Source organism: Gammaproteobacteria bacterium, from assembly GCA_016195665.1.
Taxonomy (GTDB): Bacteria; Pseudomonadota; Gammaproteobacteria; order SURF-13; family SURF-13; genus JACPZD01.
This window is the reverse complement of the sequence record JACPZD010000007.1, coordinates 1-25,766: the sequence shown is the minus strand read 5'-3', so window position 1 is coordinate 25,766 and position 25,766 is coordinate 1. Positions and strand designations below refer to the sequence as shown.

The 25,766-nt window shown below is 59.0% G+C and carries 28 protein-coding genes; 15 read left to right on the top strand and 13 right to left on the bottom strand.

From position 1 onward, the window contains the following. The first annotated feature begins 380 nt into the window (after nucleotides 1-380). The 4 genes from HY028_03060 (at nucleotide 381) to HY028_03045 (ending at nucleotide 3,892) form a co-directional block, all read left to right on the top strand. Nucleotides 381-1,127 (top strand): peptidylprolyl isomerase, encoded by a 747-nt coding sequence (locus HY028_03060; GenBank protein ID MBI3343839.1) that lies wholly within the window; start codon nucleotides 381-383, stop codon nucleotides 1,125-1,127. Beyond that, on the top strand, nucleotides 1,111-1,848 hold the full coding sequence (locus HY028_03055) for a UDP-2,3-diacylglucosamine diphosphatase (GenBank protein MBI3343838.1): 738 nt from the start codon (nucleotides 1,111-1,113) through the stop codon (nucleotides 1,846-1,848). Before HY028_03060 ends, HY028_03055 begins: the two co-directional genes overlap by 17 nt. 144 nt (nucleotides 1,849-1,992) lie before the next feature. Beyond that, nucleotides 1,993-2,898, top strand: a complete 906-nt coding sequence (prmB, locus tag HY028_03050) for a 50S ribosomal protein L3 N(5)-glutamine methyltransferase (GenBank protein ID MBI3343837.1) — start codon at nucleotides 1,993-1,995, stop codon at nucleotides 2,896-2,898. 46 nt (nucleotides 2,899-2,944) lie between these two features. Then, nucleotides 2,945-3,892 (top strand): hypothetical protein, encoded by a 948-nt coding sequence (locus HY028_03045; protein MBI3343836.1) that lies wholly within the window; start codon nucleotides 2,945-2,947, stop codon nucleotides 3,890-3,892. Nucleotides 3,893-3,907: 15 nt separating this feature from the next. On the opposite strand, the gene HY028_03040 is transcribed toward HY028_03045, so the two are convergent. Genes HY028_03040 through HY028_03030 form a run of 3 tightly spaced genes read right to left on the bottom strand, consistent with a single transcriptional unit; the run spans nucleotide 3,908 to nucleotide 6,535 of the window. Next, nucleotides 3,908-4,207, bottom strand: a complete 300-nt coding sequence (locus HY028_03040) for a helix-hairpin-helix domain-containing protein (protein MBI3343835.1) — start codon at nucleotides 4,205-4,207, stop codon at nucleotides 3,908-3,910. Between the two features lie 58 nt (nucleotides 4,208-4,265). Continuing rightward, on the bottom strand, nucleotides 4,266-5,240 hold the full coding sequence (egtD, locus tag HY028_03035; GenBank protein ID MBI3343834.1) for an L-histidine N(alpha)-methyltransferase: 975 nt from the start codon (nucleotides 5,238-5,240) through the stop codon (nucleotides 4,266-4,268). After that, a complete protein-coding gene (locus HY028_03030; protein ID MBI3343833.1) occupies nucleotides 5,237-6,535 on the bottom strand; it encodes an ergothioneine biosynthesis protein EgtB in 1,299 nt (432 codons plus the stop codon). The genes egtD and HY028_03030 overlap by 4 nt, the downstream gene beginning before the upstream one ends. Before the next feature lie 391 nt (nucleotides 6,536-6,926). On the opposite strand from HY028_03030, the gene HY028_03025 reads away from it, so the two are divergent. From HY028_03025 to HY028_03000, 6 genes are all read left to right on the top strand, one after another. Then, nucleotides 6,927-8,315 carry a TolC family protein gene (locus tag HY028_03025; protein ID MBI3343832.1) on the top strand — a complete coding sequence of 463 codons (1,389 nt, stop codon included), beginning with the start codon at nucleotides 6,927-6,929 and terminating at the stop codon, nucleotides 8,313-8,315. Nucleotides 8,316-8,325: 10 nt separating this feature from the next. Continuing rightward, nucleotides 8,326-9,510, top strand: coding sequence for an efflux RND transporter periplasmic adaptor subunit (locus tag HY028_03020; protein ID MBI3343831.1), 1,185 nt, complete (start codon nucleotides 8,326-8,328; stop codon nucleotides 9,508-9,510). Further along, nucleotides 9,510-10,226 (top strand): ABC transporter ATP-binding protein, encoded by a 717-nt coding sequence (locus HY028_03015; protein MBI3343830.1) that lies wholly within the window; start codon nucleotides 9,510-9,512, stop codon nucleotides 10,224-10,226. Before HY028_03020 ends, HY028_03015 begins: the two co-directional genes overlap by 1 nt. Then, nucleotides 10,223-11,443, top strand: coding sequence for an ABC transporter permease (locus tag HY028_03010; protein MBI3343829.1), 1,221 nt, complete (start codon nucleotides 10,223-10,225; stop codon nucleotides 11,441-11,443). The genes HY028_03015 and HY028_03010 overlap by 4 nt, the downstream gene beginning before the upstream one ends. Before the next feature lie 127 nt (nucleotides 11,444-11,570). Continuing rightward, nucleotides 11,571-11,708 (top strand): hypothetical protein, encoded by a 138-nt coding sequence (locus HY028_03005; GenBank protein ID MBI3343828.1) that lies wholly within the window; start codon nucleotides 11,571-11,573, stop codon nucleotides 11,706-11,708. Nucleotides 11,709-12,121: 413 nt separating this feature from the next. After that, nucleotides 12,122-13,330 (top strand): PQQ-dependent sugar dehydrogenase, encoded by a 1,209-nt coding sequence (locus HY028_03000; protein ID MBI3343827.1) that lies wholly within the window; start codon nucleotides 12,122-12,124, stop codon nucleotides 13,328-13,330. Between the two features lie 41 nt (nucleotides 13,331-13,371). Here HY028_03000 and kdsB read toward each other — a convergent pair whose 3' ends face one another. The 8 genes from kdsB to HY028_02960 form a co-directional block, all read right to left on the bottom strand. Next, a complete protein-coding gene (gene kdsB / locus HY028_02995; protein MBI3343826.1) occupies nucleotides 13,372-14,142 on the bottom strand; it encodes a 3-deoxy-manno-octulosonate cytidylyltransferase in 771 nt (256 codons plus the stop codon). 2 nt (nucleotides 14,143-14,144) lie between these two features. Beyond that, nucleotides 14,145-14,324: a Trm112 family protein gene (locus HY028_02990; protein ID MBI3343825.1), complete on the bottom strand. Its 180-nt coding sequence runs from the start codon at nucleotides 14,322-14,324 to the stop codon at nucleotides 14,145-14,147. Next, on the bottom strand, nucleotides 14,317-15,303 hold the full coding sequence (locus HY028_02985) for a tetraacyldisaccharide 4'-kinase (GenBank protein MBI3343824.1): 987 nt from the start codon (nucleotides 15,301-15,303) through the stop codon (nucleotides 14,317-14,319). Before HY028_02985 ends, HY028_02990 begins: the two co-directional genes overlap by 8 nt. Before the next feature lie 8 nt (nucleotides 15,304-15,311). Then, nucleotides 15,312-17,096: a lipid A export permease/ATP-binding protein MsbA gene (gene msbA / locus HY028_02980; protein ID MBI3343823.1), complete on the bottom strand. Its 1,785-nt coding sequence runs from the start codon at nucleotides 17,094-17,096 to the stop codon at nucleotides 15,312-15,314. A 5-nt stretch (nucleotides 17,097-17,101) separates the two neighbouring features. Further along, a complete protein-coding gene (locus HY028_02975) occupies nucleotides 17,102-17,527 on the bottom strand; it encodes a biopolymer transporter ExbD (GenBank protein MBI3343822.1) in 426 nt (141 codons plus the stop codon). Between the two features lie 25 nt (nucleotides 17,528-17,552). After that, entirely contained in the window at nucleotides 17,553-18,176 is a 624-nt protein-coding gene (locus tag HY028_02970; protein MBI3343821.1) for a MotA/TolQ/ExbB proton channel family protein, read from the bottom strand. 165 nt (nucleotides 18,177-18,341) lie between these two features. Continuing rightward, nucleotides 18,342-19,025: a lipoprotein-releasing ABC transporter ATP-binding protein LolD gene (gene lolD / locus HY028_02965; GenBank protein MBI3343820.1), complete on the bottom strand. Its 684-nt coding sequence runs from the start codon at nucleotides 19,023-19,025 to the stop codon at nucleotides 18,342-18,344. Further along, nucleotides 19,018-20,265: a lipoprotein-releasing ABC transporter permease subunit gene (locus tag HY028_02960; GenBank protein ID MBI3343819.1), complete on the bottom strand. Its 1,248-nt coding sequence runs from the start codon at nucleotides 20,263-20,265 to the stop codon at nucleotides 19,018-19,020. Before HY028_02960 ends, lolD begins: the two co-directional genes overlap by 8 nt. Nucleotides 20,266-20,384: 119 nt before the next feature. On the opposite strand from HY028_02960, the gene HY028_02955 reads away from it, so the two are divergent. Genes HY028_02955 through HY028_02935 form a run of 5 tightly spaced genes read left to right on the top strand, consistent with a single transcriptional unit; the run spans nucleotide 20,385 to nucleotide 24,185 of the window. Beyond that, nucleotides 20,385-20,627, top strand: a complete 243-nt coding sequence (locus HY028_02955) for a CopG family transcriptional regulator (protein ID MBI3343818.1) — start codon at nucleotides 20,385-20,387, stop codon at nucleotides 20,625-20,627. Continuing rightward, nucleotides 20,612-20,950, top strand: coding sequence for a type II toxin-antitoxin system PemK/MazF family toxin (locus tag HY028_02950; GenBank protein ID MBI3343817.1), 339 nt, complete (start codon nucleotides 20,612-20,614; stop codon nucleotides 20,948-20,950). The genes HY028_02955 and HY028_02950 overlap by 16 nt, the downstream gene beginning before the upstream one ends. Next, the gene (locus HY028_02945) at nucleotides 20,950-21,993 is read left to right on the top strand and encodes an agmatine deiminase family protein (GenBank protein ID MBI3343816.1); all 1,044 of its coding nucleotides are present in this window, start codon (nucleotides 20,950-20,952) and stop codon (nucleotides 21,991-21,993) included. The genes HY028_02950 and HY028_02945 overlap by 1 nt, the downstream gene beginning before the upstream one ends. A gap of 12 nt (nucleotides 21,994-22,005) precedes the next feature. After that, complete coding sequence (locus tag HY028_02940; GenBank protein ID MBI3343815.1) at nucleotides 22,006-22,893, top strand: carbon-nitrogen hydrolase; 888 nt, start codon at nucleotides 22,006-22,008, stop codon at nucleotides 22,891-22,893. Between the two features lie 23 nt (nucleotides 22,894-22,916). Next, a complete protein-coding gene (locus HY028_02935) occupies nucleotides 22,917-24,185 on the top strand; it encodes an RsmB/NOP family class I SAM-dependent RNA methyltransferase (protein ID MBI3343814.1) in 1,269 nt (422 codons plus the stop codon). A gap of 193 nt (nucleotides 24,186-24,378) precedes the next feature. On the opposite strand, the gene HY028_02930 is transcribed toward HY028_02935, so the two are convergent. Both HY028_02930 and HY028_02925 read right to left on the bottom strand, forming a co-directional pair. Then, nucleotides 24,379-25,559, bottom strand: a protein-coding gene (locus HY028_02930) for an IS3 family transposase (GenBank protein MBI3343813.1) whose coding sequence is annotated in 2 segments (ribosomal slippage) — nucleotides 24,379-25,292 and nucleotides 25,292-25,559 — 1,182 coding nt in all. Because the reading frame shifts where the segments join, the coding sequence is not laid out codon by codon here. Nucleotides 25,560-25,590: 31 nt separating this feature from the next. Continuing rightward, nucleotides 25,591-25,766: hypothetical protein (locus tag HY028_02925; GenBank protein MBI3343812.1), on the bottom strand; the 176-nt coding region annotated here is incomplete at its 5' end.

The following is a 25,766-nucleotide window of genomic DNA, read 5'->3' as shown; positions in this document are numbered from 1 at the left end:
CGCCGTGCCGGTTGCCTCCTATTTTGTCTCCACCCGCGCTACCGCGCGGACTCCGACAAAACATCCGGCCCTACGGCTACGCGGGGGGCGTCGCACACCGCTCGTCCGCTATCGCTCCCTCGCTTCCATGTGCTCCTTCAAAGCGCAGCCTTGCTACGCTCTCGCCCTTCTTCACTCCACATCCTGCTGCGCTTGCAGGGTCCAGGGTGATGCTTCCTGCACCACCCGTCCGGTGCGTTGCACCTCACCCACTATTAGTCGTCTGCGCGGGTTCATGCGCGCGGGGCGAAATAAAATTGATTCCGTTACCCCCTTTTTATCATGCCTTAAACCCATTATCATCTACAAGACGCTGCCTCCCAACCACGGATGTTGACGCTATGAAAGATTTACTACCCGGTCTTGCCATCGTCTTTGCCGTTTTCACAACTTCCGTCTATGCCGACACGCCGGGCGCCCCTGATCTCCCACGGGTACGCATCCAGACCACAATGGGTGACATCGTCGTGGAATTGGATAAGAACAAGGCGCCGAAGACGGTCGAGAATTTTCTAAGCTATGTGCGCGAAAAGGCCTACGACGGAACGATATTCCACCGCGTGGTTAAGGATTTCATGATACAAGGTGGTGCGGTCAATGCTTCTTATGAACCGCGTCCCACCCACGCCGCCATTCAGAGCGAGGCCAATAACGGTCTTAAAAATGACCGCGGCGCCATCGCCATGGCGCGGGATTTCGATCCGCATTCCGCCAAGAATCAATTTTTCATCAACACTATTGATAATCTGCACCTCAACCACTCCGCCCCCAAGGAGGGCTACTGGGGTTACACGGTGTTCGGCAAGGTCGTGCAGGGTATGGACATAGTGGATCGTATCAATAAGGTCCCCACCGGATCCGGCGGTATGTTTGTGTCGGACGTTCCGAAAACGCTTATCACTATAAACACGATCACGGTCGAGCCCCCCGCTCCTCCGACCATAGTCGCCTCTGCGAAACCGGAGATCAAAGCCGCTACGAAAAAAACGTTCAAGCGGAAAGCAAAAAAGAAACCTGCCACCGCCCCTGTAACCGCCGAGGGCAAAGCAAACAAAGTCGCCGAGGTACAGGTTGCCAAGCCGAAGTAACGCCCTGTTTATCTCCGATCTGCACCTCAGCCCAGAACGGCCGGCGATTACCGAGTTGTTTCTGAACTTTATCGGCGGAGAGGCGCGCCACGCCCAGGCATTGTATATTCTCGGGGATCTGTTCGAGGTCTGGCTGGGCGACGATGACAACCAGCCTGAGCATCAGCGTATCATCGCCGCACTGCACGACCTGAGAGACAGCGGTACAGAGGTTTATCTCATGCACGGCAATCGTGATTTCTTGCTCGGCGAGGATTTTGCGTCCGCCAGCGGTTGCCGGTTATTGCCCGAGGCGTGCGTGATTGATCTCGCGGACACCCCTACGCTACTCATGCATGGCGACACCCTCTGTACTGACGATATTGACTATCAAAAATTCCGTCAAACGGTACGCAATCCGCAGTGGCAAAAACAGTTTTTATCTCTGCCTTTTGCCGAACGTGTGAGGCTCGCTCAAGGCATGCGCGCCGAGAGCCGGCTGCAAACCAGCATCAAACCCGGCTACATCATGGATGTGAATCATCAGGCCGTCGAACAGGCCATGCTCGATCATAACGTCCTGCGCCTGATACACGGCCACACGCATCGCCCGGCGGTGCACGACTTTCAGCTCAACAGCCGACCCGCGCAGCGCATCGTGCTAGGCGACTGGTACGAGCAAGGCAGTGCGCTGTGGTGCGATGCCGAAGGTTGCCGCACCCGACACCTGTCGCATGTCTAAGGGCATATCCACAAATAGTTCCCCTGTGTCCCTTGCGCTAAAAAGCTTCACCGCGGAGGGCGCGGAGGAGAACCAAACCATTCTCGATGGGTATTCCTCTGCGTCCTCTGCGGTAAATTATTTATGGATAAGTTCTAATTAAACATGGCTGACCTCCGGCAACAAGCCGTCACAGAATTGGAGACCGTGGGCGACTTCATCCGATGGGGTGCGAGCCGGTTCAATGCAGCGGAATTGTTTTTTGGCCACGGCACCGACAACGCCATAGACGAAGCCGCCCACCTCGTGCTGCATGCGCTGCATCTGCCGCTTGTGCTCCCCGCCGACTTCTATCAGGCGCGGCTTACTCAAACTGAAAAAGAAGCCATCGTCACGCTGTTGCTGCGCCGCATCCAGGAGCGCAAACCCGCTGCGTATTTGACCCACGAAGCCTGGTTTGCGGGCTTACGTTTTTATGTAGACGAGCGTGTGCTGGTGCCGCGCTCTCCTATCGCTGAACTCATCGAAAATCACTTCGAACCCTGGCTGGGCGACGCACCGGTACATCGTATACTGGATTTGTGCACCGGCAGCGGCTGTATCGCCATTGCCTGCGCCCACGCCTTTCCCGAAGCGGAGGTGGATGCCGCCGACATTTCAGTTGATGCCCTTGCAGTCGCCGGCACCAACATTCAGCGTTATGGTCTGGAGGATCGCGTGCATGCCATTCAGTCCGACCTGTTCAGCGCCTTGCAAGGTAGAAAATATGACCTCATCGTGAGCAACCCGCCTTACGTGGATGCCGCCGATATGGCGGCGCTGCCTGCGGAGTTTCGCCACGAACCGCCATTGGGTCTTGCGGCCGGGCAGGACGGGCTGGACATCGTGCAGCGCATCTTGCAGGAGGCCGCGCAGTATCTCAATCCTCACGGACTTTTGGTGGTCGAGGTAGGCAACAGTGAGCATGCGCTGATTCAGTCACGACCCGACCTCCCCTTTGTCTGGCCGGAGTTCACGCGCGGCGGCGGTGGTGTTTTTATCCTGACACGCGAACAACTTGGGAACCTCTGATTAAGTCAGAGGCTCCCAAGCGTAACATCACAAAAAAGGACACGCTATGCAGCACATAATTAAAAATATTTTTTATGCCGCCGGCCTTGCAAGCCTCATCGTCAACGCCGCCCAGGCCAGTTGCGGCTCCGCCTTCTGCTCAATCAATACGGGTGCGGAAGCGCAGGGGGATGGGCATGACCTACAGAAACATCTGGACCTTCGTTATGAATTTATTGATCAGAGTCAGCAGCGCCGTGGGCGCAACGAGGTTTCCGGCGAATTCAACAGCGACGACGAGCTTGAAAAGCGAACTATTAACCGTAACTTGATTGCCACTCTCGATTATCCGGTGAACACACGCTGGGCGTGGTCATTCCAGTTGCCGCTAATCAGCCGCGACCACACGCATGATACCCTGCTGGAGCCGGAATCCTGGCAGTTTACCGAAATCGGTGATGTGCGCGTGACCGGCCGCTATTTGCTGAACGAACCGCGACGCAGTACGATGAACTCCGGGGTCAAATTCGGCCTCAAACTTCCCACCGGAAGTTTCGAGATCACCAACAGCGAGGGCGCGGAGGCGGAACGCAGCCTACAGCCCGGTACCGGCACGACCGATCTATTGCTCGGGGCGTTCTACACCCAACCCCTCGCAAGTGGCCAATCAAGCTGGTTTGCGGAGGGACTCTGGCAGAAACCGTTGGCTGAACACCAGCATTATCGCCCCGGCCAGCGTTTCACCATTGACCTCGGCCTGCGCCACACGTTGAACGACCGGCTACGGGTATTGTTGCAACTGAACGGCCTGTGGCGCGGCCTCGAACAGGGTGAGGCCGCCAATCCTACCGACAGCGGTGGAACCTTTGTTTATCTCAGCCCAGGGCTCAGCTATTCGCTGGCCGGGTACCTGGAAGTCTACGGATTTTTTCAGCAGCCGCTATACCAGCGTGTGAACGGACTACAGCTTACCGCCGACTGGTCGGCGGCGTTGGGAGTGACTTATCGCTTTTAGGACAGGCTGAGGCAATCAGAAGTTCATAGTCTTGATTTTCACCTTAATCTTATCCTTTTCACGCGGATAGCCCGTCCCACCGGGTGTCACCTTCAGATGCGCCCGCAGTTTGTCCACCGTCTTTTTTCCAAAGCCCGGTACGTTATCCAGCTCGTCCACCGTACGAAACCCGCCATGCTGTTCCCGATACTTGATAATAGCCTCGGCCTTCTTAGGCCCTATACCCTTGATAGTCACCAGTTGGGCCGCGCTGGCGAGATTGAGATCAATCTGATCCGCCGCCGCACCCCAGGCGTTACAAACAAACAGCAGCAAAAGAGCCCCACACGCCTTCTGTATAAACCTCACTCTTTGTATCGCTCCGGACAAGTCTTTACCCAACCGTCAAATAGTGCAGGCTAAATAAATTCCGGGCGTCACGCCACACGTGTTCATGCTTGAAGCCGGCTGCCTCTGCCATACTTTGGAATTCCTCAACGGTATATTTATAGGAGTTTTCAGTGTGTATCCCCTCCCCTTCCGCCAATCTGAATACGTCATCCTCCAACTTGATGCTTTGATCCCGGGTGCTCGCCAAGTGCATCTCAATCCTGCCGATCTGTTCATTGTAAAAGGCGTCATGCCGGAAGTGGGCAGGCTCGACGCGGGCGCGCAATTCGTGACGTAGACGCCATAATATATTCAGATTAAACGCCGCCGTTATACCCTGCGAGTCGTTGTAGGCGGCGTGCAGCGCGTCGCGGTCTTTTTTGAGATCCACGCCAATCAACATGCCGCCTCCCGCGCCAACCAGCGCCGCCGCGGTCTTGAGCAGCAGAATCGCCTGCATGGGATTATAGTTACCGATGCTGGAACCGGGGAAAAAGATGACCCTTTTTGCGCCCTGATGCTTCATGGCCTGCGGCAGTTGCGTCAAGCGTGTGTAGTCGGCGCACACTGCGATCACGGCAAGACCCGGCTGACGGGCGGCAAATTCCGCCGAGGAACGCAGCAGATATTCTTTGGATATGTCTATCGGTATGTAAACCCGTGGACGGGTCAACGCCCCCAATAAAATCTGCGCCTTGCTGCTGCTGCCGCTGCCGTATTCGATGAGCAGGCAGTCCGGCCCTATCGCATCCGCCAGTTCAGATTGATGGCGGCGCAGCAGGCCGATCTCGGTGCGAGTGAGATAATATTCTTCCAGATCGCAGATTCGGTCGAACAACAGCGAGCCGCGCTCGTCGTAAAAATATTTCGGAGGGATCTCCTTGTGTGGTTTGGCAAGACCTTGCAGCACATCCGCCCGGAAATCATCCAGCTCGGGCGCGAGGTCATGAAAGGCCAACGGTGCGACAGGCACGCTCATCCGGCGTCCTCCGCGAGGCGCAGGCCGGAAAACTGCCAGCGCGCTTCGGGCGGAAAGAAATTTCGGTAGGTCGCGCGCAGATGCGCGGCGGAGCTCGCGCATGAGCCGCCGCGCAGCACTATCTGGCTGCACATGAATTTTCCGTTGTACTCGCCGAGCGCCCCGGTCTCCGGCCGGTAACCCGGATAGGCCGTATAAGGGCTTTGCGTCCACTCCCAGACATCGCCGTACATTTGCGCCGGTGACTGCGTGTCCATGCCTGCACTAGCAGGATGCAACCGCCCCGATTCGAGAAAATTTCCCTCCACGCTTAATCGCGCGGCGGCGTGCTCCCACTCCGCCTCGGCGGGCAGACGCTTGCCCGCCCAGCGCGCATAGGCATCGGCCTCGTAATAGCTCACGTGACAAACCGGCTCGTGCCCGGCCATCTCGCGCATGCCCGACAAGGTCATCACCTGCCAGCGTCCTCCATCGCGCACCCAATAGAGCGGCGCCGCCCAGATTTGCGACTGCACCGCGCGCCAGCCGTCGGATAACCAATACTCAGGCCGCTGATAGCCTCCCGCCTCGATGAACTCAATGTACTCCCCATTGGTCACCGGCCGCGAGGCCAGCCGGTAATTTTCCAGATAGACGCGGTGGCGCGGCCGTTCATTATCGAAGGCAAACTCTTCACCGCTGTGGCCTATCCGGTACAGCCCTCCCTCGTAGTCTCTCCATTGCAACGGCGGCGCAGCAGTGATCACACCGGCGGGCGTGGGTGCCTGATAGGCCGGCCGCAGGGGGTTACAGGCAAAGTTATATTTAATGTCGGTCAGCAACAGCTCCTGATGCTGTTGTTCATGATTGAGACCCAGATCAAGCAATGACGAGATCGTTTTCCATTCTTCGGCACTGGCCGACTCGATGAGCCGATACACGTGCTGATCTACATGGCTGCGGTAGCGATAGACTTCCGTAACCGTGGGCCGCGACAACAATCCACGCTGCGGGCGAGGATGAAAACTCCCCACCGTCTCATAATAAGAATTGAACAGATATCCAAACCGGGGATCAAACAGCGGGTAACGCGGCAAGAAACAAATCAGCAGAAAATTCTCGAAGAACCAACCGGTATGGGCGAGATGCCACTTGGGCGGACTGACATCAGGCATGGACTGGATCTGATAGTCATCGTCGGCGAGTGACTGACAGAGGGCCTCGGTCAACCCGCGCACCGCCCGGAAGCGATCCTGGAGGGTGGCCTTATCCAGATGCTCACTTAGGCGAGGCTTGAATGCGGCGAGTAGCTTCATTACGAACCCCAGTACCAGGAACCCGGCGGTCGGGCAGGTGGTTTCAGGGCACCTCTAAAAATCCGCTAAAGCCACGATGGCTGCGTTGGTCGCTCCCGGCGTCCTGCCTCCCGCGACACTAGCACGTCCCTGTGCGTTGGAAATGCACTCAAAATGCTCATGTACTCCGTGTACACTGCGCTTTTTCGCGCATTTCCGCCTTGCCCTCGCGTCTTGATCGGATTTTTAGAGGTGCCCCACAACTGCTTCGAGTCTAAACAAAATTTAATTCTGAGACAAACGGTCTCTGTTATTCTGCCCGTGCAGCCGAGCTTAAGATATTATAAATTACTTGAGATTTATCGTTTATCTCATTATTTATTAAATAGTTTTTAATGTCACTGGAAACGCCATGAGGACAAAATTGGCAACGCTTGCAACGGCTCTGACGCTCAGCGTCTCAACCGCGCTGGCGGATCTGGCGGACCCTTTCGCAACCGGAGACCTGACCGCCAAATCGCAGGCGGCAAGCATCAACAAGCCTGTCATGCTCTCGCCTTGCGACTTCGCTAATACGGACAAAGCGCCGCTGTCGCTACCCGACGTGGTGGAGCGCGCGCTGTGCAACAATCCGCAAACCCGTGAGGCATGGGCGAACGCACGGGCGCAGGCGGCGCAAGTCGGCGTGAGCGGATCGGCCTATTTGCCATCCATTAACGCCACCGGTTCGTTAACCCACAACGAGACCAGCAGCGCGACGTATAACCAGCAGAACGTGGGGCTGTCTCTCGGCTATTTGCTTTACGATTTTGGCGGGCGCGACGCCACCTTGGAAAACGCCAAGCAGGTGCTCGCCGCGGTCAATGCCACGCAGGACGCCACCATCCAGTCCGTGTTTCTGTCCGCGGTGCTGGCGTATTATCAGCTCTTCGCCACGCAGGCTGCCGTGGATTCCACCAAGCAAGCGGAGAAATCCAGCTTTGAGAGTTTTAACGCCGCCGCTGCCCGCTATGGCGTGGGCGCAGGCACGCCGGCGGACAAATTGCAGGCGCAGACCGCCTACTCGCAAGCGGTGCTGAACCGCATCCGCGCGGAGGGGGATGCCAGGAATGCGCAAGGCTCTCTCGCCAACGTCATGGGACTCGATGCGAACCAGGCGTTGGAAATTGCACCCCCGCTGGCGCGAACGCCGGACGAGCAGTTCGAGGAGGATGTCGCCCGGCTGATTGAGGAAGCGCGCAAGAACAGGCCCGATCTCGCCGCTGCGGAGGCGCAAATCAAGGCGGCCCAGGCCAACGTCGAGGCGGTGAAGGCCTCCGGCATGCCCAGCGTTTCGCTCACCACCAATCTCAATCACAACGACACGACCCTCTCCAGCACCGCTAACAGTTCCGCGCTGGGAGTCTCGGTCAGCATCCCGCTGTTTACCGGCTTCAACACCACGTACCGCACCCAGGCCGCGCAAGCGCAGGTCGAAACCCGCACGGCGCAGCGCGACCGCCTGAGCCAGCAGGTGGCCCTCGATGTGTGGAGGGCGTATCAGGGCCTGATTACGCAAACCCAATCTCTGAAAACCAGCACCGGCCTGGTGGCGAGCGCGTCCCAATCGGAGCGTGTGGCGCTGGGCCGCTACAAGGCGGGGGTGGGGAACATTCTGGACGTGTTGACCGCCCAAAGCGCACTGGCGAGCGCGCGCCAACAGAATATTCAGGCCTTGTACGGCTGGTACACCGCCCGGTCAACGCTCGCGCAGGCCGCGGGACAACTGGACTTTACCACTATTGACTCGTCTCAGAGATGACTTCTTATAAATGAATACCAAAAAACTGCTATGGAACAAATTCACCCTTGTGCTGGTGCTCGCGGCTATCGGCGCCGCCGGTTTTTCTCTCTGGCAGAAAGGAAACCAGAAATCTTCCGGCGAACGCTACAAGACTCAAGCCGTTGAGTCCGGCGCCATCACTCAGACGGTCTCGGCGAATGGCACGCTGAATCCGGTGGTATTGGTCAGTGTGGGGACGCAAGTATCGGGGACGGTGAAGAAGCTCTATGTGGATTTCAACGACAAGGTTAAAGAGGGCGAGGTGCTGATGGAGCTCGACGCGGCGCTCTATGAAGCGCAGTCCAGACAGAGCGAGGCGAACGTGAACAGCGCTCAGGCGGCGCTCGAACTTGCCGCTGCGAATGAAGTCAGGAGCCGCGGGCTCTACGCGCAGGAGTACATCTCGAAACAGGAACTCGACCAGGCGGTGCAGTCGCTCAAATCTGCCCGCGCTCAGCTTGCGCTCGCCAGGGCGCAACATGAAAGAGATCTCACCAATCTCGGCTACAGCGTCATCCGCTCGCCGGTGTCCGGCGTCGTGGTCGCGCGCGAGGTGGACGTGGGGCAAACCGTGGCGGCGAGTTTCCAGACGCCAACCTTGTTCAAGATCGCCCAGGACCTGCGCCGGATGCAAATTGACTCCAGCTTCGCCGAGGCGGACATCGGCAATATTAAAGAAGACCAGGCGGTGCGGTTTACGGTGGATGCCTTCCCGAACAAGTCCTTCGAAGGCACGGTCAAACAGGTGCGGCTAAATCCCACCACCCAGCAGAATGTGGTCACCTACAACGTGGTGGTGAGCGTGGACAACCCGGAACAAATCCTGATGCCGGGCATGACCGCCTACGTCAACATCATCGTGGCTCAGCGCAAGAATGCGCTGCTGGTTCCGAATGCTGCGCTGCGCTTCAAGCCGCAGGACACCGCTGCCCAGGGTGAGAGGCGCAAAGGCAAGGAGAACAAGCGCGAGGGTGCGGCAGGCACCGTTTATGTGCTGGAAAATAATCAGCTCAAGCCCGTGAACACTGCCACCGGCATCACCGACAATCGCTACACCGAAGTACTATCCGGGGAACTCAAGGCCGGGAACCAGGTGGTGGTGGAAGACACGCAGCTATCCAGTGGCGCGAATCAGAATCAGCTCCCCAGCACGTTCAGAATGCGAATGTTCTGATGGGAAGCGAACCCGTCATACGCGTGGAACGGCTGTGCAAGCAGTACGAAACCGCGGCGGGCGCCGTGCCGGTGCTCAAAGACATCAGCCTCACTATTTATCCGGGAGAGTTTGTCGCCGTCATGGGGCCGTCCGGCTCGGGCAAGTCCACCTTCATGAACATCCTGGGATGCCTGGATGTCCCCACCAGCGGCACTTATATACTCAACGGCAAGGACGTGGACACGCTGGACACCGACCAGTTGGCCCGGCTCAGAAACGAGGTAATCGGTTTCGTGTTTCAGGGTTTCAATCTACTGCCGCGCGCCAACCTGGAGAACAACGTGGCGCTGCCGCTGGTCTATCGTGGCGCCAACAACTCTGAGCGTAGCGCACAGGCCCTCGAGATGCTTGAAAAGGTGGGCCTGAAGGGCTACGGGAATTCCATGTCAAACCAGATTTCCGGCGGGCAGCAGCAGCGCGCAGCGATTGCCCGCGCACTGGTGAACCGTCCCCGGCTCATCCTGGCGGACGAGCCGACCGGCAACCTCGACACGACGACCAGCCGGGAGATCATGAATCTCTTTATGCGGCTCAACAAAGAGGACGGGATAACCATCGTTCTGGTCACCCACGAACACGACATCGCGTCCTACGCCAAGCGGCTGGTGAGGTTTGTAGATGGCCGTATCGTGCACGATGGCGCCATGACTCATACCGAGGAGGCGCACGCATGATAGGCGCGATGCTCGCCGAGGCGTGGCATGCGATGGGCGCGAACCGGCTGCGCACGTTTCTCACCATGCTCGGCATGGTGATCGGCGTCGGCGCCGTCATTCTGATGCTGGCCATCGGACGTGGTGCGCAGTTTCAAGTGGACCAGTCCATCGCCTCGATGGGTAGCAACCTGTTCATCATCCTGTCGGGTTCCTCGACTACAGGCGGCGTGCGGCTAGGAACCGGAGCGGCGCCCACCCTTACCCTGGGCGACGCACAGGCCATCGCGGAGCTGCCCACTATCGCTGCGGTCGCGCCCACCGTGTCCGGCGGCGCGCAGATCGTGTACGGGCAAAACAACTGGGGCACGCAGGTGCTCGGAACCACACCGAGCTACCTGGAGGTGCGCGACTGGCGGCTCGCCGCCGGCTATCCCTTCACCGACTCGGACGTGCGCTCAGCCACGCGTGTTGCGCTCGTGGGGCAGACCGCCGTAAAGAATCTGTTCGGCGATGAGGAGCCGGTCGGCAAGACGATTCGAATCAAACAGAGCCCCTACCTCGTCATCGGGGTTCTGGCGGTGAAGGGGCAAAGCCTGGACGGGCGAGATCAGGACGACACCATCCTCATTCCGGTCACCACCGCGCAACGAAAACTCTTCGGCACCCAGTTTCACGGCAGCGTGCGCGTCATCGTGGCGCAGGCTACTGCACCGGAGGCCATGGCGGAGGCCGAACGCTCAATGAACGATTTGCTGCGCCAGCGGCATCATTTGCAGGAAGAAACGGAAAGCGATTTCAGTGTGCGGAATCTGACCGCGATCGCCAACACGGCGGCGCAAACCGCTCGCGTCATGTCGCTCATGCTGGGAGCGATTGCCTCCATATCGCTGGTCGTCGGAGGCATCGGCATCATGAACATCATGCTGGTGTCCGTCACCGAGCGCACGCGCGAAATCGGCATTCGCATGGCCGTCGGCGCCCGGCAGCGGGATATTCTGATGCAGTTTCTGCTGGAAGCCATCATCATTTCCGTAGTGGGCTGCCTGGTGGGAGTGATTCTGGGCGTGGGCGGCGCGGTGCTGGCAAATAAAATCACCGAGACCGCCGTGGTCATCACCCTGAGTTCCGTTATCATGGCCTTCCTGGTCGCCGCCGGCGTGGGGATCTTCTTCGGCTTTTATCCCGCCAACAAGGCGGCCCGCCTGAAACCCATTGATGCGCTGAGATACCAGTGAGGAAGCTGTAATCCCTTGTGGGACGCGGGCCTTGTTCTCTTGACAGGGAACGGGTAACCTACGGAACAAGAAAGTGAAATATGACATTCTCCCCATAACCCTACGTAACTGCTAAAAAGGTGACAAGTTGGCACAACCTAATTTTCAATATGAAAAGCGTCAAAAAGATTTAGCCAAGCAAAAAAAGAAAGAAGAAAAAAAGCAACGCAAACTGGATAAGAAAAATATCCAGCCCCCAAGAGAACCCGGATCAGTCTCCGGATGATGGAGCGGCTGTATAAAGCAGCTCCACCCGTTCGACGGGAAGCGGGAGCTATGGGCAGCATACAGTTAACCCGGCCCTTTGTTCTTGAGCACAGATCAAAAGGATCATGAACTTGATCTCTAGGCAACTCAGTTTTGATTTGTATGGTGACTTGAGTGTCGCCCATTCGCCCAAGGTAGCTGCCGCGATTGAGAAATTATCCGCAGCATCAGGAACAGAATCTCGCGGTGCAGTCTTTACACGGGCTGAAGTTGTTGACTTCATCCTCGACTTGGTCGGATACACAAAGGACAAACCTTTATATAAAAATCGGCTCTTGGAACCGTCATTCGGCGGTGAAACCAGAGGGGGTCAGGTTGATTGTATGACTATCATAGATAGTTGCAGGATTATACAGTTCATATAGTCATACAATGAACTTGATCCCTACTCCCAAAGGGGGCTTATTGTTTCTCTGCTGCCTCGTCACGGCAGTGGCGCAGGCATCTGTTGAGAAGCTGGCCTATCAGGAACAGGTCGTCACTATTGGCGGGGAGCACCGGCTTGCACGGGTGCCGAAGGGGTATCAGCTTGAGCTTTTGACCGACGTGCTTGATGGTCCACGCCTGTTAACGTTTTCCAGCAACGGCGATCTGTTCATCGGTTCCAAGTCCGGGAATGTGTATCGTTTGCCGCCGCCTTACACCTCCCCCCAGATATTGGTGACGCTGGGCGACTATCCGCACAGTGTGGCGTTCCGGCCGGATGAAATCCTCATTGCCCGCACGGATGGCTTGTATCGTGCACCCTATCGGCCCGGCCAGAAAAAACTTGCAGCAGACGCGGTGAAATTGTTGGCCGCCTTGCCCGGCGGTGGCGGGCACAACAGCCGCACCGTGGGTGTCGGCCCTGACGGGCGGGTATATGTGAGCCTGGGCATCAGCAGCAATTGCAGCGATCAATATCTCGGTGAACCTTATCCGTTTAATGATCGCCGTGGTGGCATTATGGTGTTGCGCGAAGACGGCGGTAAGGCGAAATGGGAGACCTATGCCTCGGGGCTGCGCAATGCCGTGGGGTTTGCCTGGCACCCGGCCACCGGCGTACTATACGCCAGCAATAATGGGCCCGATCATTTGGGTTATGAGCAGCCACCGGAATATTTCAGCCGTATCGATGCCGGCTCATTTCATGGCATGCCCTGGTTTCAATACGACGGTCAACGCATCAAGCGGGATGAGTGCATCAAGCGCAACCCGCCGCGACCCATGCAGGATGTCGTGGCGCCGGTGGCGACCTTCCCGTCGCGCAATGCTCCGTTGGGTATGACCTTTGTGCCGCAAGGCGCGATGGACAAGGCGCTTGAGTTCAATGCCATCGTGGCATTGCACGGTTCCTGGGGAACCCAGCCCGGTGGCGGCTTTTTCGGCGACGCGGCCACGCGGCGGCCGCCGAAGATCGTCGCCGTGCGGTTCCAGAATGGTCAGGCGCAACGGGTCGATGATCTGATCACCGGATTTCAGCTGGAAGACGGCGAACGCTGGGCGCGGCCCGCGGGTGTCGCCATCGGCCCGGATGGCGCGCTGTATTTCACCAGTGATAGCGACACCCATGGGCTATTTCGCCTTAAAAGGAATCCATAGCCTCTTTTCACTGCACTAATCACTGCACTAAGGATCACAAGCTACCCATCCTTGGCTGATGCCAGCAACGCCTCGGCGCGCGTCAGGTCCGCCTCGGTGTCCACCCCTGGCCCCGGCAGCGCCAAGGCCTCGGCGACATGGATCTTGCGGCCGTTCCACAGCACACGCAGTTGCTCCAGGGCCTCGGCCTTCTCCAGCTCGCACTCCGGCCAGTTCACATACTCCTGGATGAAACCGGCGCGGTAGGCGTAGATGCCGATGTGCCGGAAGTAATGCGGGTGCGGCAGTTCGCGCACGTCGTCATCGGCAAAGGCGCTGCGGTCCCAAGGTATCGGCGCGCGGCTGAAATACAGCGCGTAATCTTCTCTGTCTCTCACTACTTTAACAACATGCGGATCGAACAGATCGGAGGCGTGTTCCAGCGCGGTGCACAGCGTCGCCACGCTGGCGGATGGATGGCTTTCAAGGTTCTCCGCGACCTGGTGAATGATGCGCGGCGGGACGAGCGGCTCATCACCTTGCAGATTGACGATGATACGATCCTTGGAGAGACGCATCGTGCTGACCACTTCGGCCAGGCGTTCGGTGCCGGAGCGATGTTGCGCTGCGGTCATACACACCTGCGCGCCCAGCTTTTTCACAACCTGCGCGATGCGCTCATCATCGGTGGCGACTATCACCTGCTCCGCACCGCTCGCCTGCGCGCAGCGCAGTACATGTTCAATAAGCGGTTTGCCGGCGATTTCGCGCAACGGTTTTCCGGGCAGACGCGTAGAGGCGTAGCGCGCCGGGATGATGACGCTAAACTCCACCGTTATACTTCTTCGTCAGGAGGCAACTGGCGCGCCTCTTGCTCCAGCATCACCGGGATGTCGTCACGAATCGGGTAGGCCAAGCGGTCGGCCTTGCAGATGAGTTCGGCTTGGTCTTTTTTGTAAACCAATGGGCCTTTGCAGATCGGGCAAACCAGAATTTCGAGCAGTTTTTTATCCATGTTGGTTCCTCGGAAAATTTTTTAACAACGTCAGGAGTTGTTCGCCAAACGCGGCGTCCAGTTCGGCCTGCACCGGCATATACCAATGGTGCGCTTTGGCAAAGCGCCTGCATTTTACCGCATCCTTTTCCGTCATGATGACGGGCGCGGCATCGCCGAACTCGATCTCGTCCGCCGTGAAGGCGTGATGATCGGGGAAACCGTGCTCGATAATATCAAGCCCCAAGCGGCGCAGGTGCGCAAAGAAACGCGCGGGGTAGCCGATGCCCGCTACCGCATGCACCCTTTGTCCCTGAAAATCCGTGGCGTGGCGTGTCAACGACTCGTTATGCAGGTTATGCAAGGCGAGTTCTTGCAGTTGCAGGGTGTATCCGGCGGCGTCGCGTTTCCCATTGTTGACGATGAGATCCACTTCCTGCAAGCGGCGCAGCGGTTCGCGCAGCGGCCCCGCCGGGAGGCAATGGCCGTTGCCGAAGCCGCGCTCGGCATCCACCACGGCAATCTCGATGTCGCGCCGCAGGCGATAATGCTGCAATCCGTCGTCGGAGATTATCACGTCACATTCAGCCGGCAGATCGCGCGCGGCGGCGACGCGATCGGCTGCCACCCTGATGGGACAGGCGCAGCGCCTCGCCAACAACACCGCCTCATCGCCGGCTTCCATGGGATCGCTCCCGGCGTTCACCGCACGCGGCGCACCGCTCGAGTTCCCGCCATAGCCCCGGCTGATGATGCCCGGCCTGTATCCCGCCTCGCGCAGAAACTCGGCCAGCCATAAAACCAGCGGCGTCTTGCCGCTGCCGCCTGCCGTGATGTTGCCAGCTACGATCACGGGTAACCGCAAGCGGTAACTCGGCAACAGGCCTTTGCGATAGGCATAGCGGCGCAGCGCAACCACTCCGCAAAACAGCCACGACAGCGGCAGCAACAATAACGTGAGAGCGCTGTCACCATACCAGTAGTCATCCAGGCGTTTCACGGGCGCCTCTAAAAATGCGTCTCTTGCGCCTCGGCGCGCGGGCTCGCGGAGTCATGAAACTGCATGCGGTGCAGGGCCGCATAGTGGCCGCCCTGCGCGAGCAGCGCGGCGTGCTTGCCCATCTCTACGATACGGCCCTGATGCAGGACGAGTATGAGATCGGCGCGCTCGATGGTGGACAAACGGTGGGCGATCACCAGCGTGGTGCGCGCGTGCATCAGGCGCTCCAGGCCCGCCTGGATGTAGCGTTCCGACTCGGTATCGAGCGCGGCGGTGGCTTCGTCCAGAATCAATATCGGCGCATTCTTGAGCAGCGCGCGGGCGATGGCGAGACGCTGGCGCTGGCCGCCGGAGAGCAGCACGCCGTTCTCGCCCACCAGCGTATTCATGCCCTGCGGGAGGTGGCGGATGAATTCCATCGCATACGCCGCCTCGGCGGCCTCGATGAGTTGCGCCTCGCTCGCATCGTGCAACCGGCCGTAGGCGATGTTGTTGGCGATGGTGTCGTTGAACAGCACCACGTCCTGGCTCACCAGGGCGATCTGGTTGCGCAGGTCTTCAAGACGCAGATCGCGGATGTCCTGACCGTCGAGCCGGATGCTGCCCTCGCCGAGCGCGTAGAAACGCGGCAACAGGCTCACCAGCGTAGACTTTCCGCTCCCCGAACGCCCGACCACCGCCACGGTCTGGCCCGGGGCAACTTTGAAACTGATGTCGTGCAACACCCGCCCCTTGGCGGGGTCATAGGCAAACGTGACGCGGTCATATTCGATCTCACCGCGTGCGCGCGTGATGGTTTTGCGGCCGGTGTCCGCTTCCGCCTCACTGTCCAGAAACGTGAAGACGCTGTGCGCCGCGGAGATGCCGCGTTGCAGGTCCGAATTGATGGTGGTGAGACGCTTGAGCGGCGCAAGCAGCATCACCATCGCCACCACAAAAGACATAAAACCGCCCACCGTGATGGTTTCCAGCACCGGGCCGAGTGTGGCAAATGCGATGATGCCGGCCAGCGCGCTGGAGGCGATGAGCTGGGTAATGCCGACGCTGGTCGCGCTGGTCGCGGTCATCTTCATATTGAGATGGCGGTTGGATTCGTTGACGCGCTCGAAGTGATCCGCCTCGTACTGTTGACCGCCGAAAATCTTGATGACCCGGTGGCCCGCTATGGCCTCCTCGGCGACGTGCGTGACATCGCCCATCGTCCCCTGGATGCGCGCGCTGATCCGCCGGAAGCGCCGGTTAACGTGCCACACCAGCCAGGCGATGGCCGGCCCGGCCAGCACAAAAATCAGCGCGAGTTTCCAACTGATATAAAACATCCAGGCGAGCAGACCCACGGCGGTGAGGCTATCCTTGACGATCACCGTGACCACATTGGTCGAGGCGGAGGCGACCTGCTCCACGTCGTAGACCAGCTTGGAGAGCAGTTGCCCGGACGAGTTCGCGTCGTAGTAGCCCGCCGGCAGGCGCAGCAGATGCCGGAACATCTGACTGCGCAGATCCTTGATAACGCGCCGCCCCACCCACATGATGCCGTACGAGGACAGAAAACCCGCCACCCCGCGGACGACGAACAGGCCGATCAAGACCAGCGGAATGAGACGGATGATAGCGGGATCTTTAGCGACAAAGCTGCCGTCCAGCAGCGGCTTCATCAGAGCCGCAAAGCCGGTCTCGGTGGCGGCCAACACCGCCATGGCCATGACCCCTACCATAAACACCTTCCAATAGGGCGCCACATAGCCGAGCAAACGGCGATAGATCTGGCCGGGTGTTTGTTCGTTTGTGGACACCTTACTTACTGACTGTCCTGCAACTGCTTGGTCGCAAAAGTAAGATGGACAAAACCCACCTGCTGGGCCGCGCTCATAGCGGTCACTACAGCCTGGTGCGGCGTCTTGGCGTCGGCGCTGATGACGACCGGCGGATCTTTAAGCCCTTCGGCCGCCTTACGGATCGCCCGCTTGAGAGTCTCGATCTCGGTATTCACCACCAACTGATGATTGATGTAAAACTGCCCTTGGGCGTCTATGATGATCTCCAGCACCTTGTCCTGCGCGCGAGACGGTTCAGCCTTGGCCACCGGGAGTTCTATGCTGATCTCCGCCTCGCGGTTGAATGTCGTCGTAGTAATGAAGAAAATCAATAAGATAAATATGATATCTATAAGTGGGATTAAGTTTAATTCCGGCTCATCCCGGCGCTCAGTCACGCGAAATTTCATGGTCCTTCCCTAGGGCCTGTTAACGCTAATTAGGCCCTGGCGCTTCACGCTCGCCGTGCAGCACCTCGACCATCTTGATGGCTTCCTGTTCCATGCTCACCACCAGTTCATCCACTTTGCGCCGGAAGTGGCGTGAAAAGATCAAGCTGGGTATGGCGACGATGATGCCGGCCGCCGTGGTTACCAATGCCGTGGCGATGCCTCCCGCCATCTCGGTGGGATTGCCCACGCCGTGTGAGGTGATGGCGTTGAACACCTGAATGGTGCCGATCACCGTGCCCAACAAGCCCAACAGCGGGCTGATGGAGGCGATAGTGCCCAGGGTGTTAAGGTAACGTTCCATTTCATGTACTACATGCCGGCCGGTCTCCTCGATACTTTCCTTCATCACCTCGCGGCTGTGGTGCAGATTGGCGAGCCCCGCGGCGAGGATGCGTCCCAGCGGCGAGCTGTCGCGCAATGCGTCGAGGTGAGCGGCATCCAACTGATTGGCCTTGCCCCAGCGCCAGATCTGCGCCACCAAATGCTTGGGGCAGATGCGCCGGGCCTGCAGCGACCAGAAACGCTCCATGATGATCGCGGTCGAGGCGATAGAGCAGAGGATGAGGGGCCACATGACCCAGCCGCCGGCCTTGATGATTTCAAACACGGTATGCCTGTCCTTTTAACTTGCTAAGGAATCTCTGAAAAACATATCGTCAACCGCCAAGACGCCAAGGTCACCAAGAAAAAGACTTGGATTGTAAAAATCTTGGCGTTCTTGGCGTCTTGGCGGTTCAACATGAATAAATCAGCGATTCCCTATAATGATACTCTACGGCTGTTTCAAAAGACCATCTTCAATAGTCAGCACCCGATCCATGCGCGCCGCCAAACCGGGGTCATGAGTGACCACGACCAGGCTGGTGCCGAACTCGGTATTCAATCCCAGCATCAATTCATACACCTGCGCTGCGGTATAGTGATCGAGATTGCCGGTGGGCTCATCGGCCAGCACGCACTGCGGCTCGGTCACCAGCGCGCGGGCCACGGCGGTGCGCTGGCGTTCCCCGCCGGAAAGCTCGCCCGGCTTGTGCTGCAAGCGGGCGCCAAGACCAACCTTCTCTAACAAGGTCTGCGCCTTAGCCCCCGCCGCAGCGGGTGACAGACCGCGAATAAGCAGCGGTATGGCTACATTTTCGAGCGCCGTAAATTCCGGCAGCAAATGATGGAACTGATAGATAAAACCCAGCGCCTGATTACGTAACCGTCCGCGCTCGGCATCGGGCAGCGCCGCCATATCCCGGCCGCCGATCAGCGCCTGTCCGCGGGTGGGAATATCGAGACCTCCCAACAGGTGCAACAGTGTGCTCTTGCCCGAACCAGACGCCCCCACGATCGCCACACGCTCGCCGCGGCGCACCGTAAAGTCTATGCCCCGCAACACCTCGACGTGCAGCACGCCCTCGTGAAAGATCTTGACCAGGCCACGGCACTCCAGCACCGCCGCCTCATTCATAGCGCAACGCCTCGGCAGGTTGAGTGCGCGCCGCGCGCCAGGCCGGGTACAGCGTCGCCGAGAAGCTCAGCAGAAACGCGAGCGAGGTGATCTGAAACACATCGCCCCAACGCATCTCGGAGGGCAGCTTGTTAATCAGATAGACGTTCTGCGGAAACAACTGAAAACTGAACAGACGCTCAAAAAACGGCACGATGTCGGGGACGTTGAGGGCGAGACTCACGCCGCCGATCATTCCCAGCAGCGTTCCTATGACGCCGATCACCATGCCTTGCACCATGAATATCGCCATCACGCTCATAGGCGTCGTCCCCAACGTGCGCAGGATGGCGATATCGGCCTGTTTATCGGTCACCACCATTACCATCGTGGAAACGATATTAAAGGCGGCGACCGCGACGATCAGGGTCAGAATCACAAACATCATCTTCTTTTCGATATCCACGGCGCGAAAATAGATGGCGTGCTGCCGGGTCCAATCGCTGACCAGATACTCCCCCGTCAGACGCTGCGCCAACTCCTGGGCGATGGCGGGCGCGGCGAAGATGTCGTCGAGCTTAAGGCGCAAACCGCTCACCCGGTCCGGCATCTGCATCAGCTTCGCCGCATCCTCCAAATGCAGCAAGGCCAGCGAGCCGTCATACTCGTTGTTGCCGACTTGAAATATCCCGACGACCGTAAAGCGCTTGAGCCGCGGCAAGATGCCGGCGGGCGTCACGTTGGCTTGCGGCGTGACCAGGGTCACTTTATCCCCGCGTCCTACACCCAAATTTTGCGCGAGACCGCGGCCCAGGATGATACCGAACTCGCCCGGCTTTAGATCAGAGAGCGCGCCGCTCAACATCTTTTTATCCACATAAGACACCTTGGGCTCTTCCTCCGGCAACACCCCGCGGATCAGCACACCGCTCACGATCTGGCCATTGGTCAGCATCGCCTGACCTTCAATGTACGGCGCCAACCCCAACACATGCGGCTGCTGCGCGAGCTTGCCCGCCAGGCCGCGCCAATCGGCGAGGCTACCGTCAAGACCGGTAATGGTAGAATGGGCCGCCATGCCGAGGATGCCGTTGCGCACCTCGCGCTGAAAGCCGTTCATCACCGACAGCACGGTGATCAGCGCCGTCACCCCCAACGCGATGCCGAGCATGGAGGTGAGCGAGATGAATGAGATGAAATGGTTGCGGCGCTTGGCGCGGGTGTAGCGCAGCCCGATGAACAGTTCCAGAGGTCTAAACATGGCCCTGCATTATAACCAGTGTGGGACTAAAACGCTCACGCGGCATTAAAACCGGATGTTCTCAAAACGCCCGGCATAGGGTATGATAAATCATCATACTCTTATCAAGAGATGGACTAATGAGCACAGCCAAAATCGCAATCACCATAGACCAAGCCACCTTGACCAAGCTGGATCGTCTGGTAAAAATCAAGATGTTCCCCAGCCGCAGCAAGGCCATTCAAGCCGCTGTCAAAGACAAACTGGCGCGCCTCGATCGCAGCCGCCTCGCCAGGGAGTGCGCCAAGCTCGATCCCAAATTCGAACAAGCCCTCGCGGATGAAGGTCTTTCTGAAGAGCTTGACCAATGGCCCAGCTATTAAGGGGTGACGTCATCTGGGCCAGTCTGAATCCTGTCAAGGGACGCGAACAAGCCGGATTGCGTCCGGTTCTGGTGTTGAGTCACGAGGTCTTTAACCAGCGCTCAGGAACAGTGGTCGCCATGGCGCTCACCAGCCAGCCACAACGGGCGGGCTTCCCGCTCAGCCTGGAACTTACCGGCAAAGGACTGCCCAAGAAATCCTGGATTAAAATCAGCCAAATTCGCACGCTATCCGTTGAGCGGCTTGGCAAAAAAATCGGCAAGGTCAGTCCTGAAGAACTCGATCTGATTATTGAAGGGCTTAATGAGATTATTGGGAACTGATGAGCGGCCGTATTGACTTACCCGCCGAATGGGAACCCCAGGATGGCGTGTTGCTCACCTGGCCGCACGCGCACAGCGATTGGGCGCCTTTGCTGCCCGAGGTCGAGCCTGTTTTTATAGAAATCGCCCGGCAGATCGCCCTGCGCGAACAGGTCATTATCAGTTGCTACCACGATGCCCATGTGGTTCATGTCCGTCGCCGGTTGGAACAGGCGGGCATCAACCTAAAGCGCGCGCACCTTTACATTGTCTCCTCCAACGACACCTGGGTACGCGACCACGGACCTATCACGCTCTACAAAAATGGCATCCCTACCCTGCTCGATTTCACCTTCAACGGTTGGGGCGGCAAGTTCAAGGCTGACCTGGATAATCAGGTGACGCGCCACCTGCACAGTCTCGGCGCGTTTGGCGTTACAGCCATGCAGACCCTAGACATGGTGCTGGAAGGCGGCGGCATCGAGGTGGACGGCGCCGGCAGTCTGTTGACGACCGAATCCTGTCTGCTCTCGCCGCAGCGCAATCCCCATCTGAACAAACATCAGATCGAAGAGCGCCTGAAGGCGATATTCGGTATCGAGCGCGTGCTGTGGCTTAAGCACGGCCAACTCGCCGGCGACGACACCGACGGCCATATAGATACTCTGGCGCGCTTTTGCGATAAACAGACCATCACCTATGTAGCCTGCGATGATCCGCGCGACGAACACTATGCGGAACTCCAGGCCATGGAGGCCGAACTGAAGCTATTACGCACGCGCGAGGGCAATCCCTATCGTCTCGTCCCCTTGCCCTGGCCGCAGGCCAAATTCAGCGACGATGGCAAACGCCTGCCCGCAAGCTACGCCAACTTTCTGATTATCAACGGCGCCGTGCTCGCGCCCACCTATGACGATCCGGCGGATGTTGAAGTCCTGGTGCGGCTGCGCACCTGTTTCCCTGACCGCGAAGTGATAGGCATCCCCTGCCTGCCCTTGATTAAACAATACGGCAGCCTGCATTGTGTCACCATGCAATTGCCCGCGGGCGTGTTGTCCGCATGATAAAATGCTCGGATGACAGCCAAGACCTTAAAGACCGGACTCGTCCAGCAGGCCTGCACCGCGGATCGCTCCACCAATCTCGCCGCCACCACGGCGATGATACGGGAGGCTGCGACACAGGGGGCTCAGCTCGTCGTGCTGCAAGAGTTGCACAGCAGCCTGTATTTTTGCCAGGTCGAAGACGTCCGCAATTTTGACCTTGCCGAAGCCATTCCAGGCCCTGCGACGGAACAACTGGCCAAGCTCGCAACGGAGCTAAAAGTCGTCATCGTCGCCTCGCTCTTTGAGAGGCGTGCACCCGGCGTGTACCACAACACGGCGGTGGTGCTGGAGGCCGATGGCGCTATCGCGGGCAAATACCGCAAGATGCACATCCCCGACGACCCCGGCTATCACGAAAAATTTTACTTCACCCCCGGTGATCTGGGCTTTACCCCCATCAAGACCTCGGTGGGAAATTTGGGCGTCCTGGTGTGCTGGGATCAGTGGTACCCCGAGGCCGCGCGCCTTATGGCGCTGGCCGGGGCCGACATCCTCATCTACCCCACTGCGATAGGCTGGGACCCGCGTGATGACGCCGCCGAACAGACCCGTCAACGCGACGCCTGGATCACCGTGCAGCGCGCCCATGCCATCGCCAATGGACTGCCGCTGGTAGCCTGCAATCGCACCGGTCGGGAGGCCGACCTCAGCGGACACACCGCCGGGATTGAGTTTTGGGGTTCGAGTTTTATCGCCGGGCCGCAGGGGGAGATCCTCGCGACCGCGCCTGGCGACAGTCCGGCCGTACTGGTGACCGAGCTGGACCTCATGCGCTCCGAACAGGTGCGGCGGATTTGGCCCTATCTGCGTGACCGGCGCATTGACGCCTATCAGGCCATCACACAGCGTTATCTATAAAACTAGAAATAACATTAGCTAAGATATATAACATATTGAAAAAAAACATACTTAACAACTCTGTTGAGCTGCTCAGCAGCGCCCTGGAAGGCAAACAGCCCGCCGATCAAATCATCCAAAAATACTTCCGTTCGCATCCCAGCATGGGCATGCACGACCGCGGTTTTGCGGCGGAGACGGTCTATGGTTGTCTGCGCCGCAAACGGTCCCTGGAGTACAGTCTCGGGGAGCACCCCCCCGCCCCGATTCATCTGATCGCCGCCTATCTCGTCGCGGTCCAGGGCTGGAGTGCACGGGCACTGGAGGAGGCAGGCCTTAAGGATGCCCGTAACCTGGTCATTCGCCTCCGCGAGGCGGACACCGGCGCCATACCGCCAGCGGTGCGCGCCGATCTGCCGGATTGGTTGTACGAGAGGTTGGCCGCCCAACTCGGCGAGGACGAAGCTCAACAACTCGCCGCCGCGCTGAACCAGCCCGCCCCGGTGGATTTGCGGGTAAACACCCTCAAGCTGCGCCGCGAGGAGGCTGCCGCACGGTTGGCCGAAGAAGGCTATGCCTCCGGACTTACCCCTTACTCCCCCGCCGGCCTGCGCCGCCACGACCGCGCTCCGTTATTCAATACCCGCGCCTTCAAAGAAGGCTTGATTGAAGTCCAGGACGAAGGTAGCCAGTTACTATCCTATCTGCTCTCCCCCAAACGCGGCGAGATGGTGGTGGACTTCTGCGCGGGCGCCGGCGGCAAAACCCTGCACCTCGGAGCCCTGATGGGCAACACCGGGACGCTGTACGCCTTCGACACCTCTGAAAAACGCCTGGCAAAAATGAAACCCCGCCTCAAACGGGCCGGCCTGGACACGGTACGCAGCGTAGTGATAGAACACGAACGGGATCGCCGCGTGCAACGCCTGCGCGGCAAGATAGACCGGGTGCTGGTGGACGCCCCCTGCACCGGCCTCGGCACCCTGCGCCGCAACCCCGATCTCAAATGGCGGCCCGCGGATCTCAAACACCTCACCGACCTGCAAGACCGGATTCTCGCGGCCGCCGCAGCGCTACTCAAACCGGGCGGCCAGTTGGTCTATGCCACCTGCAGCCCGCTGCGCGAGGAAAACGACGTGGTCGTTAATACCTTCCTGGAGAACCACCCGGAGTTCAGCCCCCTGCCCGCTCCGGAAAATCTCGCCCGCAGGGGAATAGTCCTGCCCGGCAATGACGAACCCTATCTGCGGCTCTATACCCACCACCACCATACCGACTGCTTTTTTGCCGCCCTGCTGCAACGGCAACATTAAAATACTGCCACATCTCTTTCTGGGAGTCCGTTAAATCAGGATAAGCCTACGCTGACCCAAAGACTCTGTGACCATTCAATCGTTCGTCCAAATTTCAGAGAACTTCCCATTTGTCCAGACGTATGCCACAGATGACGCTTCTGGATAAATTATTTGAGCTTCCCTCTATTTTTCGTCTGCCAACGAAGCGGTCTCAAGCCGCCATTTTCCGCTTATACTGATTCGTGATCCAGTCCTGCAGGAACTGAACCGGCGAGGGGTAGCCCAGCGTGGAGTGGCGGCGGCTCCGGTTGTAGAAGACTTCGATGTAATCGAACAGACCGGCGATCGCTTCGTCTCGCGTGGCGTAGCGCGTACCGTGCACCCGTTCGTTCTTCAGGCTGTTGAAGAAGCTCTCTGCGGGCGCGTTGTCCCGGCAGTTGCCCTTGCGGCTCATGGAGCACATCATGCCGTAGCCGGTGAGGGTGTCCTGAAACAGGCGGCTCGCGTACTGACTACCCCGGTCCGGGGGATGAATCAGACCCGGCGCCGGCCTTCTGCGGAACCACGCCATCGTCAGCGCACCGGTCACGATATCCGCCGTCATTCCCGGCCGGATCGCCCAACCGGCGATCTCCCGGTTAAACAGATCGGGCACGGCCGCCAAGTACAGCCAGCCTTCATCCGTCCAGACGCAGGTGATGTCTGCCGGCCACGCCTCATTGGGCGCCACCGGGGCGAAGTGCCGGTCCAGCAGATCCGGCGCCACCGGCAGCGCGTGCCTCGAATCCGTCGTGGCCTTGTAGCGCCGCTTGTGCCGCGCCCGTATGCCGTTCTCACGCATCAGCCGCCCGGCGCGGGGCTTGCTGGCAGGGAATCCGCGCGAGCGCAGCTCCCGCACCCTCCTGGGCGAGCCGTAGGCGCCCTTCAGTTCCTTGTGGAGGGCCCCAATCAGAGTCAGCCACTGGGCATCGGTGAGCCGCTTGCGGTGCGGGCTGCCACCGCGCTTCCAGGCGCGGTAACCGCTAATGCTCACCGTAAGAGTCTCGCACATCACCGGCAGCGGATACGCTTTGCGTTGCGTATCGATCCAGGCGCACTTCATAGCGCATCCTTGGCGAAGTACGCCGCCGCTTTTTTTAAAATCCCGTTCTCCATCCTCAGGCGGGCATTCTCAGCGCGCACGCGCGCGAGCTCCCTCTGCTCCGCTGTGACCACCTTGCCGCCGGGTGGATTGAGCTTGCCCTGCTTGGCCGCCTTGACCCCGTTGCGCAGCGTCTGCTCGACCCATCCCAAGTCCCGGGCCACCGGCCCGGTTCCTTGCCCGGCCTTGACGCGCTTGACCGCCAGTTCCTTGAACTCGGCCGTGTATTCCTGTTTCGGTATCTTGAACATAAACTCCCTCCAATTTCGTTATCCTATCCGCTTAGGCTTGGAAGACGAAATTTCGGGGGAAGCTCACCCACCATGTAAAGTAGTCGTCGATGAATAAGACATGTTGGACTTTGCGTTGGGCAGCGGCTTCGAGTTCTTCCAACTCCATGCCATCCAGCAGTGTTTCATAAACACCATCGGCGACGCGGCTACCGAATGTCGTGGTGT